We start from the raw sequence: 15,623 nt of genomic DNA, 5'->3' as shown, positions 1-15,623 counted from the left end.
CAATAGGGTAAACGGAAGGATCAACATATATGACTTTGCTCAGGAATAAAACCCTCGTGCTCACAGGAGCCTCAAGGGGCATAGGAAAAGCCCTGGCTCTGGAGCTGGCCAAGGAAGGCGTGAACCTTGTTCTTGGTGCGCGCAGTGAAGATAAGCTCAGGGAAACCAGTAAATTGTGCCGAGAACAGGGCGTGAAGGCCGTTGCCATCAGTGGTGACGTGTCCTCGTCCAACGTGGCACTGGAATTGGTACAGGTGGGAATTGAATTTGGTGATTTCTACGGATTCATCCACGCGGCCGGAGTGCTGGCACCCGGTCCGGCCATCTGGGAGCTGAACAAGACCCGTTTCCGTGAAGTCATGGATTCGTCGGTCACCGCTGCCCATCAATTGATTCGGCATGCGGTACCCCATCTGCTCTGGCGGGGAGGCGGTCTGGCCGTCTTCTTCGGGTCCGGCGCAGCAGAACGCGCACAGCCGGGAATTGGGGCCTATTGCGCCGCCAAGGCCGCAGAAGAACACATGGCTCGTCAATTGGCGGCGGAAGCACCGCCGGTCACTTCCATAATCTGGCGTCCTGGCGTCGTGGAAACACGGATGCAGGTGGACGCACGCAACAGCGAAGGGCATAGTGCCGAACAGCTCAAGGCGGTCTTCCGCCCATGGAAGGAAGAGGGCATCTTGTTGACACCGGAAGAGTCGGCCCGCGGCCTTGTTGATTTCTTGAAAGACGATCCGGGCAAGTATAATGGCAAGGTTGCCGATATACGGAAAATATAGAAGATATTCCAAGGAGATAATTGTGAAACACCTCAGCCTTACCCTCATGCTGATTTTCTCTCTCGTACTCTTTGCCGGTTGCAGCGATAATGAAACCGTGGCCCCGGAACCGCCTGAAACAACACGGGATTCAGCCCCGGCTTCGATCCCGGAGGCGCAGGTCGAAACGCAATCCATGGCTCCGCTCACCGAAGCCGAATTTCAGAAGTTCATCAAGGATATTCCCGAAATCACCCGCTTGACCAATCCGACCATCAACGCCGAAGGTCCCAAAGACCCCGAAGTCCTTTCCGCCAAGATTGCAGAGGTCACCACATCCCTTGGCTGGGATCAGCAGCGGTTTCTGTATGTGTACGGACAGGCCATGACCGTTATGAATTACGAACAGATGGTGCTCATGAAGCGCCAAATGGATGAGCAGATTCAGGGGCTGACCGAAGAAGAACAGAAAATGGTCGAAGAGATGATGGCCCAGCAGCCTCAGGGACAGTTGGAAGCCGTCAAGCAGCAGGTGGATCGACAGGTCTCCCCTGCTGAACAGCAAATCATCCGAGACAATCTGACAGCTCTTGAAGAGGCTTTGGGGCTGCGCTAGGCCACAAGCCACTACCATTAAACAACGGCCTGGCCGTCACCGGTTCTCACCGATGGCGGCCATGCTTTTTTACCTTTCAAAAATCTATGAAAACTGATCTTTCCCCATGGGGGCTGACCTTAGGGCGCATACGTGACGACATTCTCCTGCCGGGCAGTCCTGAGCGGTGTGCATCCCGTGTGGCGGTCGATGATTCAACCGGTCGAACCTGGATGCTGGAGCAGCTCAAACCCGGGCAATTCGACAGCCGTGAACGTATCGGGCGTGCCCTGACCACACTCTCGGACGCCGGGGTGCCTGTACCTGCGTATGTCGCCGCTGATGGGCGGTATTGCGTGGAGCAGGGCGGCGCGTATTGGCAGCTTTCCCCGTTCATTTTCGGTGATCCTTTACCGCAGCCCGAGTTTGTGGATGACGCGGCGCGGGGCGTGAGTCTCGGGCAGTTCATAGCGGGCATGCGATTTGTTTCATCGGCAGCTTCGGACGAGTTTCTCAACGTACCCCGGTTCGATCTTGAAGCGTACGTCAATGAACTGATGGCAGTCATGGCGCCACGCCGGGTCGACCTGCACGAGGCGTTGCTCCCTGTTCTTGGTGTGCTGGCCCCGCTTTTCGACGTCTGGCACGATTTGCCCGTGGCTCTGTGTCAGGGAGACTTTCATCCGCTCAATGTCATCTGGAATGATACGCAGGTTGGCGCGGTCATCGACTGGGAATTCATGGGGCTTCGGCCTGTATTATTTGATGTAGCCAACTGTCTGGGGTGTGTCGGTATCGAAGACCCCCACGCCTTGGTGCGCGGTTTGGCTCCGGCATTGCTCAAGACCTTGCGGGATCAAGGGCAGCTTGATCCCGCTGATTTGGCGCTGTTGCCCGAGATGATTCTGGGGATGCGATTCGCCTGGATGTCCGAGTGGTTGCGCAAGCAGGACGAAGAAATGGCCCAGCTTGAGGTTCGGTACATGCGTCTTCTGGGCAATTCCATCGATACATTGCTCCCGGTCTGGGAGCAGATGCTTGGGATGAAAGGCTGAAGCAGAATATGAATGCCGCGTTGCGGCGATATGTCGCAAGACTTCGCCTCCGGCGGCCAAAGGGCGAGCCCCTTTGGAATAGCCACAACCTCTGTGTGTGACTATCGGTTCTTACCTTTAGTTTTCAACGGGTTGCCGACAAATGTCTGCAACCCGTTTTGTGTTTGTGTGTGAACCGCGTGTGTGGATTTGTTACGCGACCTTATTGTCATCCTTGCGGCTTTCCCTTTCGTAGATGTCCATGGCATCGCGTTCAACGTCACGGAGTTTTTCCAGGTAGATTTCCGTGCTTCGGCGGTCGGCGTGTCCAAGGACGCGCTGGATGCCTGGAAGCAGGGCGCCATGGTTGTCCATGACGGATGCGCCCGATGCTCGGAAGCGGTGGAAGCTGTAGTAATCCACACCTGCCCGTTTGCAGGTGTTTTGGAGCATGGTATATCTGCCACACTTGTACGGCCCTTCTTCCATCCTTTTGGTCTTCGCATTGTAGGCTCGGCGCCAAAACACCCATTCCTTATCTGGATCACGTTCATTATACAGGTCCAACAAGACTTCATACAGCTTGTCCGTCATCGGGATTTCACGCAGGACCGGCTCCCTGTTTTTGTTCTTGAACGTCTTCAGCTCAACATACCGTTCTTCGAAGTTGACCCGCTTCCACTTGAGTCGGTGTACTTCGATGCTTCGGGCCAAGGTTTCGCGCAATACCCACAAGTAGGCACGGTGCTTCGGTTTGGCCGCTTCAATAATGCGATCAAGTTCATCACTCGTCGGAGTCCGCTTCTTTTCCTTGGGCTTATCGTTGGGAAACGTTTCCAGTCCCGCAAAGGGATTGTTTTGAATGAAATGCTGCCCACGTTTCATGGCCCAGGAAAACGCTGCCCGAAGGACCTTCAAATCGTTATTGCCTGCAACAGGGGTGCTTTTCTTTACCAAAGCCATCAGGAACTCATCGGCCTTCAGGCGGGTGATGGTGCTGCAAGGCACGTTGCCCAGATAATCCAGCAAGCGTTGAGCTGCGTACTTTGTCTTTATGTAATGCGACTCGGAGTATGCTCGGTCCAACATATAGTCCAAACGCAGGTTCAGCAGATCAAGCAAGGCCATGTCGCCCTGGGCTTCCATCGCCAGTTGTGCTTTTACTTCCTTCCTTTTTTCGGCTTCTGCCGCTTTTGCGGCCCGTTTTGTCTTGAACCACGCCTTGGTGTGGCGCTTGCCTTTTACCATGAAGTCGTACCGGTACCCTTTTCCGGCTTTTGAATAAACGGTCATAGATATCTTCCTCGTTCGGGAAGAACCACGACCCACCGCGTTTGACACCACCGATTGCTTCGGCATGGTCGTAGACCCAGTCTACGCTTTTGCCCAAGTATTCGGCGACATCCTTTGCGGATAATACGCGCGGATGTGATTCAGTGTCAAAGGTCATCGATCTTCCCAACCATTGTTTTCTTAGTGTCGGGAAAATTTGAAATTAACCCAACTCATCTGCCAACCCTTCAGTTTAAGCACAGCGAGAGGTTAAATTGCAAGGTTGGGACAACGGGTATTTTGTATTTGGGCGATAAAAAGCAAAAAAAACTACGAAAAGGTGGGTTTTTGGAAAAAATCAATACCAAAAAAGAATCAGAGGCACCCACTCCTCGGAAGCAAAGTCATGCCTGTTTGTCGGCCTACGGACTACAAACAGGTACGACGGTTGAAGAGCAGATTGACTCGTCGACCTCCCTCTTCAACCTATCCCAACAGAAAACCCCGCACAAAAAAGCGGGGCTTTGATTAATGACTACAACCAAGATAAGCGTCAGACACATCCCGGCGACCGGAAGAATGACCGGCAGTGACTTCAATATCATCGCGGGCCTCAGCATCCAGCCGAGACCATTCACCCCCTGCCGCATTTTGAGCGGCCTGTTGAAAGCCTTCCACAGACTCGTGTTGATTGGGCGGCTGAAATCCAGTGTGATCGACGTACATACGATGGAACCTTTCGTGCCGATTACTGTGGAGCGTCCAACCGCTTTCTTTCTTTGTAAAGCCACATAATCGGGCAGCGTGGGATAGCTTTTCTTGCCACTTGTCGCCCATGCCGCTTGGCATGAGATTGTGTATTCCGGGCCTGTCAGATTGACTGACATATGGCAGTGCTTTTTCCAATGCTTCTTGCTGCTGCCATGACAGGTTGTAAAGTGTTCTTGGTCTGCCGCCTTTCGTCCCATACTGGACATGAAGACTACGGCTTTCTCGGTCCCAATCGCTGATCAGATCAACTTTGGCTGCTTCTTCTCGGCGTAATCCGAGTTCATACTGTAATCTTATCTGTGCAGCGGCTCGTGGCCCGTATTCATACTTGACCTCGTTTGCCAGCTTGTCGATTGCCCCCTGCACAAAGACGGGGGCAACCGCTTTACTATTAGCGTTGGCAATGCTTCCGCGCCTGACGTCGAAGACATCATTAGTCGGGCTAATACCTGTATTGCCATATGTTTCGCACAGGTGACGGGCTGCAGAGAATACTTCTGCTATACGCCCGTCACCCGTGCCATTTTCTTTCATTTTGTCAGCCACTGCCGAAAAATGTTTGTTGGATATCTTAGACCATTTACGGACCCCATATCCTGCTTCTTTTAACCTTTTCGCAAAGACTTTTGCATTTTGTCTGATGCGATATTGTTTTGAGCGCGGACCGGACAGGGTTGCCCTGTTCGCGCCCAGTGCTAGACTGATGGATTTTGCCATGGATTTCTCCTTCAATAATAGTTCGGGACAATGCCCCGGGACAAAGCAGGTTGGACCTTTCCCGTTATCGGGGAAACAACCTGCCTATGGCGCGAAGATGCGCCACACAACAACCGATAGCGGAACAAATCAATGTCCGTTTCCCACTGAATGAGAAATTCAAGAATCCATTTAATAAGGGGTGTCACCGCACAGGCTCGTTCGTCCTGCGCATAGATTGGTGACCATGGGGGAATTTGGGCAAAGATAGATTTAGGGGCTGTACCAGATAACTCCTTTGGGTTATCGGTATGGCAATGCGAAAAAGTCGTTTGAGCAAGGACAAGCAGCTTCGTTTAATCGAACATTTTGTGGCTGGCACGACAGCTCGTTGCGCTGCCGATCTGGTTGGTGTGAACGTCAAAACAGCCGCCTATTACTTTCACCGGCTCCGGGAAATCATAGCGGTAGAAGAGTCCTGTGAAGGGATGGATTTTGGCGAATTTGAGGTCGATGAGAGCTACTTCGGTGGCAAGCGAAAGGGCAAAAGAGGACGTGGGGCGGCTGGTAAGGTTCCTGTTTTTGGAATCCTTAAAAGGGGCGGGAAGGTCTATACACAGGTGATTCCTGATGCGAAAGGTAAAACCTTGCTTCCCATTATTCAGGAAAGAATCCAGCCAGACAGTGTGGTTTACTCGGACTGCTGGTATGGCTACAATGTCCTTGATGTGTCAGCGTTCAAACACTTCCGAATCAACCACTCGAAGCTGTTTGCAGATAGCCACAACCACATCAATGGAATCGAGAATTTTTGGAACCAGGCCAAACGCCATATGAGGAAATTCAACGGCATTCCAACCAAGCATTTTTCTCTGTTTTTAAAGGAATGCGAGTGGCGTTTTAATAACAGCAATCCGCGAAGCCAGTTTAAACAACTGAAACAGTGGGTTAGAAGACATATGGGCTAGTTATCTGGTACAGCCCCTAGATTTATAGGTATCTACCGTTTGTCCGATGGCGGGTGCTGCGTTTCAGCTTGCGTTTGGATGTGAAAGTCTGCCGTTTGGAATGAAAAGGCACTGAAGTGTTAGATGTTTCGGCGCATTAGCGCCGGATTTCGTGCTCATCAGTTCTGACTGTCGTCCAGAACTTATGAGCACTTGCGGTGAGAATCCTCCTTTCCGAGTTTAAAGGTTAGACATGAGTCCTTACTTAGTGAATATGATCATCTTTTCTGAAGATCAAGGGCTCACCGCCAATTAAATGATCTTTCCCGCCTTTTGTTATCAGCGTAGCGCAAACAGACTCAATGGCAAGGCGATCCCTACGGGCGAATGGCAAGCATTCGGCCTTGTCATTGAGTCTTGATTTACGCTGGACGCGGATTAGATGACGGCGACAGGATGCTCGAATCTGGTTCAAGGGATAATCATGACATAGGGTTTATTCACATACTAACCAGGTGGTAGAGAAAAAATCATTCCCCGAAGGAATTTAAGTTGACTATTAGTCCAAAGAAGTGGCCTCGGTTCTTCGGACCACTGAGCGACGATTTTAAGGTGGACACGTTTACGAGCTACGCCGCTCTTTCGTTCCAGGCCAGAGGGGGTACCCCCTCTGGCCTGGAACGGTTCTGATATATCTCCATCGGCTTCTTGCCGTCAAAAGCAAAATGCGGACGTCGATTGTTGTAGAAATCGAACCACCAAGCCAAGGCTTGCCGCAGTTCGCTTCCGGTTCCCATTGTAAAGTCCCCTTTCATAGGGCCAGTTAACGGTAGAGACTCCCGGCAGTTTTCGGGGGGTTGCCCAGAGGGTAGGGGGTACCCCCTGCCCTTTGGGCAGCAAAATTTATCGGCGACATATTCCCCAGGGATTCATGAGGACGTTCCTCGTTGTACTCACGGATAAAGTCCTCCGTAATGGCCCGAACTTCGCTCAGGCTGTTGAACACGTACAAATCAAGCACTTCTTCTCTGTAGGTTCGGTTGAACCGCTCGATGTATGAGTTCTGGGTGGGTTTGCCAGGCTGAATGAACTCCAGATTCACGCCATGCGATTCGGCCCAGGCCGCCATGACAGTCCCCGAGAACTCTGGACCATTGTCCATTCGCAACCTCTCGGGATAGCCGCCACGCTCTTCGGCTACCCGATCCAGCACCCTTACCACTCGTCCTGCTGGCATATTGGTATCGATCTCCACGGCCAAGGCCTCACGGTTGTAATCATCTACAGCGTTGAAAGTCCTGAAGACGCGACCGCTGTAAAGCGTGTCCCGCATGAAATCTATCGACCAGCAATAGTTTGGCGCAAGCGGTTGGGCCACTGCCGTCCGAGAGGCTTGCGGAAGCCGCTTCTTGGCCTTGCGCTTCAGGTTCATTTTCAAGAGGCAGTAAACCCTCCAGACCTTCTTGTGGTTCCAGGGCTTGTCCTGCTGTCGAAGGACGTTGAAAAGCTTACTGAAGCCCCATGTAGGCTTTTTCTCGGCCAGTTCAGTCAAGGCTGCGATGACATCGCTGTCGTCCCGCGGATGCGGCTTGTAGGCGTAGTAGCTCCTACTGATGCCCATGGCCGCGCATGCCTTGCGCAAGCTCAACTCAAACGCGTTGACCATGTGCATGACAAATTCCTTGCGTTGAACTGGCCTCAGAGTTTTTTTTCGATCACATCCTTGAGCGCCATGTTTTCCAGGCTGAGGTCGGCGAACATCTGCTTGAGCTTACGGTTCTCCGTTTCGAGATCCTTCATCCGTTGGATATCGGATGCCTCCATGCCGCCATACTTTGACTTCCACTTGTAGTACGTGGCGCTGCTCACGCCGTGCTCGCGGCAGACATCGACGACAGTTCGTCCGCCTTCCACTGCCTTCAGGATCTTGACGATCTGGTACTCGCTGAACTTCGATTTACGCATGCAAAACTCCTGTCCCATTTTGGGCCAGAAGTCTCTACTTGGCAATGGACCTACTTTACGGGGACTTTACACCATCTCACGCAGGTAAGCACATTCATATTTCAACGAACGCCACAGACGCTCGATCATCACATTATCCATCCATCGGCCTCGACCGTCCATGGAGATACGAATTCCAGCCTCTCTGAGCGTCCGTGTGAACTCGTAGCTGGTGAACTGTGATCCCTGGTCGGTGTTGAAGATTTCCGGCACCCCATAACGATTCAGGGCTTCTTCCAAGGCAGACACGCAGAAATCAGCATCCATCGTGTTTGAGAGCCTCCACGACAGGACGGCCCGACTGTGCCAGTCCATGACCGCCACAAGGTATAAGAAGCCGCGTGTCATGGGGATATACGTGATGTCGGCACACCAAACCTGATTGGGCTTCGTAATCGCCTTGTGCCGCAGCAAATACGGATACGTCTTATGTTGCGGATGCGGATGGCTTGTCTTTGGCTTTTGGTAAATCGCCATCAGGCCCATTTTACGCATCAGACGTCGTACCCGTTCACGACCGACCCTTTGCCCTTCGTCTCGTAGGGTATTACGCATCTGTCTGGAACCGAAAAACGGCAGCTCCATAAACAACTCATCGATTCGGCGCATAAGGGCCAGGTTGGCCGGAGATTCGCCGATCGGTTCGTAGTAGTACGTCGATCGGTACAGCTTGAGAATTCGGCATTGCCGCCGGATACTGAGCTCGGGGTGAGTCTTGTCGACCACCTCTCGCCTTCGCTCACAGCTCAAATTTTGGCGAAGGCTTGTTGCAAAAAATCCTTCTCCACCGTGAGCTGGCCAATCTTGGCGTGAAGCTCCTTGATCTGGGCCCCGTTATCCTGACGGCCGACGGCCTTGCCTGAAAAGGACGCCACGATCCCTTCCTTGGCCTGCTTCTTCCACTGGGAAACCTGATTGGGGTGTACGCCGTACTTGCTGGCGAGTTCCGACAGGGTGTGTTCCCCGGACAGGGCATCCAGGGCGACTCGGGCTTTGAATTCCGCGCTGAAACGTTTTCTCGTCTTGGACATGAATTGCCTCCTTCGGGCAGTTTATGTCCACCTTATCGAGTGGTCCAGTTTTCCGAGGCCACTTCGCTTTTCCTTGTTCAGACGACTTTTTCGCATTGCCATACTGATAACCCAGAGGAGTTATCTGGTACAGCCCCATGGATTTTTTAGGTGTTTCGGTAGTGGGCTGCCAGCTTGGTGGCCATTCTTCTCTTCCCTTGATCCGCGAGTTGTGAAATATTTAAAGGGTAGCAGAATAACTATGGGATGGGTTTTTGCCAGATTATGATGTCATAGTAGTTGGAGCAGGGCCCGCAGGGGCGTGTACAGCAATCCATGCTGCCAGGCAGGGCTTGCATGTCCTCTTGCTCGACCAGAAAAAGTTCCCAAGGGAAAAACCCTGCGGAGACGCGCTCTCTTCGTTGGCGATTGCCGAGTTCAACGTCTTGGGACTTCTGCCACGCCTATTGGAAATCCCCCATACCCCGGTTCAAAAGATCGCCTACCACTCTGCCGACGGTAGTTCTGTGACCGTGCCGATACTCAAGATCGACAAAGATACTCCCGAGGCCGGAATTATCTGTCGCAGAATTCTTCTTGATGCTCTTTTGATGGAAGCTGCGGCTGAAGAGGAAGTGGAGATTGTCGATTGGTGCCAGGTGACTGAGATCCAGACTAAAAATGGACAGGCCTGTGGAGTGAAGGGCGAACGTGGCGGCGGGCGCGAAGTATCCTGGACTGCAAAGGTCATAGTCGGTGCTGACGGCAGCGATTCAGTCGTAGCTAAGCAGATGAAGATGCCCCGCTACAGTGAGTATCGTGCTCTGGCTGTCCGTGGGTATTATCGTCAGGTGCTAGGCATCCGGGGGAACATCGAGATTCATTTCCCTGAAGAGGTTCTGCCCGGTTATGTCTGGTTCCATCCCACTGAAACGAGCCAGACCAATGTCGGCCTGGCCCTTCCCATGGACGTGGTCAAGCAAGGGAATATTAAGCCCAAGCAGGCCCTTTTACGGGCACTTGAATCTCCTGAACTCAAGGAACGTTTCGCTTTTGCCGAGCAGATGGGTGAGATCGAAACGGGCGTGTTGCCGGTGGGTAATCCCATGCGTGAAATTCATGGCGACGGCTTCCTTCTCGTCGGTGACGCAGCAGGTCTGGTCAATCCCTGCAGTTCAGACGGCACAACCAATGCCATTATCTCTGCCCGGATAGCCGGACAGGTGCTTGCCAAGGCGTGCGCTGGTGATGTCTGGGACGAAGCCGCCTTGCGCGAGTATCCATACAACCTGTGGCAGGAGATCGGTCCTTCCCTTGAAATGGGCGGCCGCCTCATGGGGTTGAGAACCCCCAAAGCCATAGGGAGCCTCATTCGAAGTGCTTCCCGACGTCCCCACAATGCCGGTTGGATTTCCGGTGTTCTGCTCGGCTCGGCGCTTCCCTCGGAAGACCTGGACGATTTCCTGGCCTACATCAATTTCTTCGCCAAATAACATTCCCTCACGCTGTGCCACTTGCGGCCCAGCTCACGGCACATGCTCTGAATTGCTGGGTCAGGAATGGCACAGTCATGAGAAGAACTCTTTTCTCTCGTTTCGCAGTAACCATCTGTAATAAATGTGGTTGTCTTCTTCCATCTTTCAGGCGAAGTCGTCGGCACGTCTTTTGATCTAATCCTGGCATCAACCGTTTCGCCGGGAGGACACCATGAAAGAGACATTACGACACTACCTGAATCCGCTGCACGTCTTCTGCCGCCTGAAAAGCTGCGGCCTGCATAACCGAACCGCCATGAAGCTCTGCGGTGTGTACGAGCGTGTCTATTCCCGGATCCTCTAATCAATCACGTCAACAAGAAGGGGAAAAGCAATGCCTCAACGCAGTGAACTTGCCAATGCCATCCGTGCTCTGAGCATGGACGCCATCCAAAAAGCCAATTCCGGACATCCGGGTGCTCCACTCGGCATGGCCGATATCGCCGAGGTTCTGTGGAACGATTATCTGGTCCACAATCCGGCCAATCCCAGCTGGGCAAACAGGGATCGATTCGTTTTTTCCAACGGGCATGGCTCGATGCTCCTCTACTCATTGCTGCACTTGAGCGGCTATGACGTCACCATCGATGACATCAAGCAGTTCAGGCAACTCAATTCTAAAACCCCGGGGCATCCGGAGCTTGGAATGACGCCGGGCGTCGAATCCACCTCCGGGCCTCTTGGGCAAGGCATCGCCTGCGCTGTGGGCATGGCCGTGGCCGAAAAGGTTCTCGGCGCCCAATACAACCAAGACGGTCATACCATCATGGACCACCACACCTATGTCTTCATGGGGGATGGATGCATGATGGAAGGCGTCTCCCACGAGGCGTGTTCCCTGGCTGGCACCCTGCAACTCGGCAAGCTCATCGCTTTTTACGACGACAACGGCATCTCCATCGACGGCTGCGTCGATGGTTGGTTCACGGATGACACGCCGCGTCGATTCCAGTCCTATGGCTGGCACGTCGTTCCCGGTGTGGATGGTCATGATCCTGAGTCCATCAAGGACGCCATTGAAAAGGCACGGAGTGAGCCGGACAGGCCGACTCTCATCTGCTGCAAGACGGTCATCGGGCAGGGTGCTCCCAATGTCTGTGGTACGGAAAAATGCCACGGTGCTCCTCTCGGCGATGACGAAATAAGCTGCGCCAGAGATGCCATGAGCTGGCCTCATCCACCCTTTGAAATCCCGGAGTTGGTGTATGCCTCCTGGAGTGCCAAAGGATCTGGCTTCAGGGCAGAGGATTCCTGGAATGCCCGCTTTAAGGAATACGAAAAGGTTTATCCGCAACTGGCTGCCGAGTTCACTCGTCGTATGAATGGCGAGTTGCCTGACGACTTCGACTCTCACGCATCCAATTATGTTGACAGTGTTGATGCCAAGGCAGAAAGCCTGGCCACTCGCAAGGCCTCGCAAAATGCCATTGAAGGGTTGGCCCCGGTGCTGCCGGAATTCTTTGGTGGATCGGCCGATCTGGCTGGTTCGAACTTGACCAGATGGTCCGGTTCCAAGATCGCTGTCCCGACTGACTGGAATGGCAATTACATGAATTACGGCGTGCGAGAATTTGCCATGTCCGTGATGATGAACGGCATGGTCCTGCATGGCGGCTTCATCCCTTATGGTGGGACATTTCTCGTCTTTTCGGACTATGCCCGCAACGCCATGCGCATGTCTGCCCTGATGGGGCTGCGTACTCTCTACGTCCTGACTCACGATTCCATCGGTGTTGGCGAAGACGGACCGACCCACCAGCCAGTGGAGCATGTCGAATCGCTGCGCCTGATTCCCAACATGGATGTTTGGCGTCCCTGCGACGCAGTGGAAGCCGCAGTTGCCTGGGAACGGTCGGTCAAGCGCGACGACGGCCCATCATCTCTCATCATGTCCCGCCAGGCTCTGCCGCATCAGTCCCGGTCTGCGGAAACCCTCGAACAGGTGTCTTGTGGCGGATACGTCCTGCGTGACAGCGACACGACTCCCGACGCCATCATCATTGCCACCGGGTCCGAAGTCGGCCTGGCCATGGAAGCCGCCATGACTATGGAATCCACAGGCAGCCATGTCCGGGTTGTGTCCATGCCGTGTGTCGAGGTCTTTGAACGGCAGAGCGAAGACTATCGCAATCAAGTTTTACCGCCTCATGTCACGACTCGTGTGGCAGTCGAGGCTGGTGTGACGAGCGGATGGGGCAAGTATGTAGGACTTGAAGGTGCTGTGCTGGGCATGGACCGTTTCGGCGAATCTGCTCCGGGCAATGAATTGTTCGAATATTTCGGGTTCACGCCCGATGCATTGGTCAAGCTGGTCAAACGAGTCATGAACGGGAAGAAGATGGCCGCTTAATCAAGGGGGAGGATGGTTATGTTGGAGATGTCAAAGCTCGATTTGGCCGGAAAGCGGGTCCTCATAAGGGAGGATTTCAACGTTCCGATTTCAGATGGCGAGATCACGAGCGATAAACGACTTATGGCGGCCTTGCCGACCATCCGAACGGCCTTGAATCGCGGGGCCCAGGTCATGATCATGTCCCACTTGGGACGGCCAAAGGAAGGGACCTTTGACCCGGATATGACTCTGGAGCCAGTGGCTCATCGATTGTCGGAATTGCTCGGACTGGTTGTCCGTTTCGAGAAAGACTGGATCAATGGCGTTTCCTTACAGCCCGGTGAGGTTGTCCTCTTGGAAAATGTTCGATTTCTCAAGGGAGAAAGTGACAATGACCTTGAGCTTGGTAAGGCCATGGCCGTGCTCTGCGACACCTTTGTCATGGATGCTTTTGCTACGGCTCACAGGGCTCAGGCGTCGACGCACGCCGTAGCCCGGTTCGCGCCTGTCGCCTGTGCCGGGCCGCTCTTGATGAGGGAACTGGCCGGACTGGAGCGAGGATTCATGGCTCCCCAATCGCCTGTGGTGGCTGTGGTGGGTGGGGCCAAGGTTTCAACCAAGCTCACGGTACTTGAGTCGCTCCTCTCTAAAGTGGACAAGCTTATCGTGGGCGGTGGTATTGCCAATAATTTCATTGCTGCCGCGGGTTTCGACATCTGCTCTTCGCTCTTTGAGCCGGACTTGGTTGAGGCTACCCGCGACCTGATGCAGGTTGCCATCGATGCCGATGTTGAAATCCCCATCCCGCTTGATGTGGTGTGTGGACGGGAGTTCTCCGAAGATGCCGCGCCCATTGCTCGGCAGGTCAATAAAGTCGCTGCCAATGAGATGATTTTGGATATCGGTCCCAAGACATCCTCGCTGTATTCCCGATTGTTGGAGGATGCCGGAACCATCGTCTGGAACGGTCCGGTCGGTGTTTTCGAGTTCGACCAGTTCGGCCAGGGGACCATGGATCTTTCCATGTCCATCGCGGAAAGCCCGGCCTACTCCATTGCCGGAGGGGGAGATACCCTAGCTGCTATCGACAAGTATGGTGTGGGCGATGACATCTCCTATATCTCGACCGGTGGCGGGGCTTTTCTGGAGTTTCTTGAAGGCAAGACTTTGCCCGCAGTGGGCATTCTCGAAGAACGAAGTATGTGAGTATGGAACAGAGACTTCGCAGAACCAAGATTGTGGCTACGCTCGGGCCTGCAACCGACAATGAGGACGCATTGCGCGACCTCATCCGTCAGGGTGTCGATGTCGTGCGCCTTAATTTTTCGCACGGGAACAGTGCCGATCACGTCAAATTGGCAGCACTGGTCAGGAGAATTGCCAACGAGCAGGGCAGGACTGTGGGGATCCTTGCCGATCTCCAGGGACCAAAAATCCGCATCGGTGGTTTCAGGGAAGAATCAATTACCTTGGAAGAAGGGGATAGTTTTATCATTGACCCGGACACCGCTCTGCACGAGGGCAGCGTCGAGAGGGTTGGTATTACCTATTCAGCTTTGTCTGATGACGTGGACCCTGAAAGTATCCTGCTTCTCGATGACGGTAAATGCATCCTCGAAGTCGACCACGTGGTCGATGGTGCGGTTCACTGCACTGTTGTTACTGGAGGCGTCCTTTCCAGCGGCAAGGGTGTGAACCTGCTTTCGGGCGGCCTTTCAGCCGGCGCTCTGACTGAAAAGGATCGCATGGACATGCGAGCCGTGGCAGAAATGGATGCTGATTTTCTGGCTCTTTCATTCGTCCGCAATGCCGCAGATGTTGATGAGTGCCGTGAACTCATGGCCGCGCTTGGCTGGCACGGATTCATTCTTTCCAAGATCGAGCGCGCCGAGGCCCTGGAGCATGTGGAGACAATCGTTCAGCTTTCCGACGGCATCATGATCGCGCGTGGCGATCTCGGTGTGGAGATCGGTGATGCCAAGCTTCCCGGTGTACAGAAGTCGCTCATCAAGCGGGCCCGATCTCTCAACCGGATCGTTGTCACAGCCACTCAGATGATGGACTCAATGATCCTGAGTCCGGTTCCGACACGGGCCGAAGTCTTTGACGTGGCCAATGCGGTTTTGGACGGCACGGATGCAGTCATGCTCTCCGCAGAGTCTGCTGTGGGCAAGTATCCGGCTGAGGCCGTGTCCGCCATGGGAAAAATATGTCTTGAGGCGGAGCGGCAGGAAGTGGCAATCCGCTCCCGACATCGTCTGGATTCCCGTTTTACGCATATTGACGAGTCCATTGCCATGTCCGCCATGTATGCGGCCAATCACCTGGATACCGCCGCTATTGGCGCTTTCACTGATTCGGGTGGAACCGCGTTATGGATGTCCCGAATCAGTTCTGGCATCCCGATTTTCGCCCTGTCCAAGATTGAAAAAACCCGCCGTCGAGTCTCGCTCTATCGTGGCGTCTACCCTGTGGATTTCAATCCCGAGACTGTCTGTGCTTCCCAGCAGCATTCGGCTGCAGCAGCAGAACTCGTCAGGCTCGGAGCTGCACAGGTAGGCGATCTGGTCATCACCACCAGCGGGGATACCGCCGGAGAAAAGGGCGGCACCAACTCGATGCGAATTTGCAGAATAGAACAACCAACCGAGATACATCCGGAGGAGTAA

General features: G+C 53.8%; 14 protein-coding genes and 1 pseudogene. 10 read left to right on the top strand and 5 right to left on the bottom strand.

Features of this window, described 5'->3' with window-relative positions; genetic code table 11:
- The first annotated feature begins 29 nt into the window (after positions 1 to 29).
- The 3 genes from DPRO_RS07830 to DPRO_RS07820 all read left to right on the top strand — a co-directional run bounded on the left by DPRO_RS07830 (position 30) and on the right by DPRO_RS07820 (position 2,408).
- Entirely contained in the window at positions 30 to 779 is a 750-nt protein-coding gene (locus DPRO_RS07830) for an SDR family NAD(P)-dependent oxidoreductase (protein ID WP_097011544.1), read from the top strand.
- Between the two features lie 22 nt (positions 780 to 801).
- Positions 802 to 1,374 carry a hypothetical protein gene (locus DPRO_RS07825; RefSeq protein WP_097011543.1) on the top strand — a complete coding sequence of 191 codons (573 nt, stop codon included), beginning with the start codon at positions 802 to 804 and terminating at the stop codon, positions 1,372 to 1,374.
- 86 nt (positions 1,375 to 1,460) lie between these two features.
- Positions 1,461 to 2,408 (top strand): phosphotransferase enzyme family protein, encoded by a 948-nt coding sequence (locus DPRO_RS07820; RefSeq protein ID WP_097011542.1) that lies wholly within the window; start codon positions 1,461 to 1,463, stop codon positions 2,406 to 2,408.
- Between the two features lie 192 nt (positions 2,409 to 2,600).
- Here DPRO_RS07820 and DPRO_RS07815 read toward each other — a convergent pair whose 3' ends face one another.
- Entirely contained in the window at positions 2,601 to 3,680 is a 1,080-nt protein-coding gene (locus DPRO_RS07815) for a tyrosine-type recombinase/integrase (protein ID WP_097011541.1), read from the bottom strand.
- A 183-nt stretch (positions 3,681 to 3,863) separates the two neighbouring features.
- Between DPRO_RS07815 and DPRO_RS19975 the strand changes: the two genes are divergently transcribed.
- Positions 3,864 to 4,187 (top strand): hypothetical protein, encoded by a 324-nt coding sequence (locus DPRO_RS19975; RefSeq protein ID WP_162291158.1) that lies wholly within the window; start codon positions 3,864 to 3,866, stop codon positions 4,185 to 4,187.
- Here DPRO_RS19975 and DPRO_RS07805 read toward each other — a convergent pair whose 3' ends face one another.
- A complete protein-coding gene (locus DPRO_RS07805) occupies positions 4,188 to 5,147 on the bottom strand; it encodes an integrase domain-containing protein (protein ID WP_097011539.1) in 960 nt (319 codons plus the stop codon).
- 296 nt (positions 5,148 to 5,443) lie between these two features.
- On the opposite strand from DPRO_RS07805, the gene DPRO_RS07800 reads away from it, so the two are divergent.
- Complete coding sequence (locus tag DPRO_RS07800; RefSeq protein WP_097012874.1) at positions 5,444 to 6,094, top strand: IS1595 family transposase; 651 nt, start codon at positions 5,444 to 5,446, stop codon at positions 6,092 to 6,094.
- 608 nt (positions 6,095 to 6,702) lie between these two features.
- On the opposite strand, the gene DPRO_RS19970 is transcribed toward DPRO_RS07800, so the two are convergent.
- The 3 genes and pseudogenes from DPRO_RS19970 to DPRO_RS20465 form a co-directional block, all read right to left on the bottom strand.
- Positions 6,703 to 6,870: an integrase core domain-containing protein gene (locus tag DPRO_RS19970; RefSeq protein WP_157917396.1), complete on the bottom strand. Its 168-nt coding sequence runs from the start codon at positions 6,868 to 6,870 to the stop codon at positions 6,703 to 6,705.
- Positions 6,871 to 6,896: 26 nt separating this feature from the next.
- Positions 6,897 to 8,038 (bottom strand): IS3 family transposase gene (locus DPRO_RS07795; protein WP_097010305.1). Its coding sequence is split into 2 segments (ribosomal slippage): positions 6,897 to 7,777 and positions 7,777 to 8,038, totalling 1,143 coding nucleotides; the frame shifts between segments, so codons are not numbered across the junction.
- A gap of 81 nt (positions 8,039 to 8,119) precedes the next feature.
- Positions 8,120 to 9,108: pseudogene (locus DPRO_RS20465) on the bottom strand (IS3 family transposase); the annotation flags it as partial.
- Positions 9,109 to 9,362: 254 nt separating this feature from the next.
- Between DPRO_RS20465 and DPRO_RS07780 the strand changes: the two are divergent.
- The 5 genes from DPRO_RS07780 to pyk all read left to right on the top strand — a co-directional run bounded on the left by DPRO_RS07780 (position 9,363) and on the right by pyk (position 15,623).
- Positions 9,363 to 10,580, top strand: a complete 1,218-nt coding sequence (locus DPRO_RS07780) for an NAD(P)/FAD-dependent oxidoreductase (protein ID WP_097011536.1) — start codon at positions 9,363 to 9,365, stop codon at positions 10,578 to 10,580.
- A gap of 214 nt (positions 10,581 to 10,794) precedes the next feature.
- Positions 10,795 to 10,926 (top strand): hypothetical protein, encoded by a 132-nt coding sequence (locus DPRO_RS20615; protein ID WP_269459708.1) that lies wholly within the window; start codon positions 10,795 to 10,797, stop codon positions 10,924 to 10,926.
- A gap of 30 nt (positions 10,927 to 10,956) precedes the next feature.
- Entirely contained in the window at positions 10,957 to 12,972 is a 2,016-nt protein-coding gene (gene tkt, locus DPRO_RS07775) for a transketolase (protein ID WP_097011535.1), read from the top strand.
- Positions 12,973 to 12,984: 12 nt separating this feature from the next.
- The gene (locus DPRO_RS07770; protein WP_097011534.1) at positions 12,985 to 14,160 is read left to right on the top strand and encodes a phosphoglycerate kinase; all 1,176 of its coding nucleotides are present in this window, start codon (positions 12,985 to 12,987) and stop codon (positions 14,158 to 14,160) included.
- Between the two features lie 2 nt (positions 14,161 to 14,162).
- On the top strand, positions 14,163 to 15,623 hold the full coding sequence (pyk, locus tag DPRO_RS07765) for a pyruvate kinase (RefSeq protein WP_097011533.1): 1,461 nt from the start codon (positions 14,163 to 14,165) through the stop codon (positions 15,621 to 15,623).

The organism is Pseudodesulfovibrio profundus (assembly GCF_900217235.1).
GTDB classification, from domain to species: domain Bacteria; phylum Desulfobacterota; class Desulfovibrionia; order Desulfovibrionales; family Desulfovibrionaceae; genus Pseudodesulfovibrio; species Pseudodesulfovibrio profundus.
Note: the sequence above shows the minus strand (reverse complement) of the source record. Positions and strands in the feature narration are given on the sequence as shown.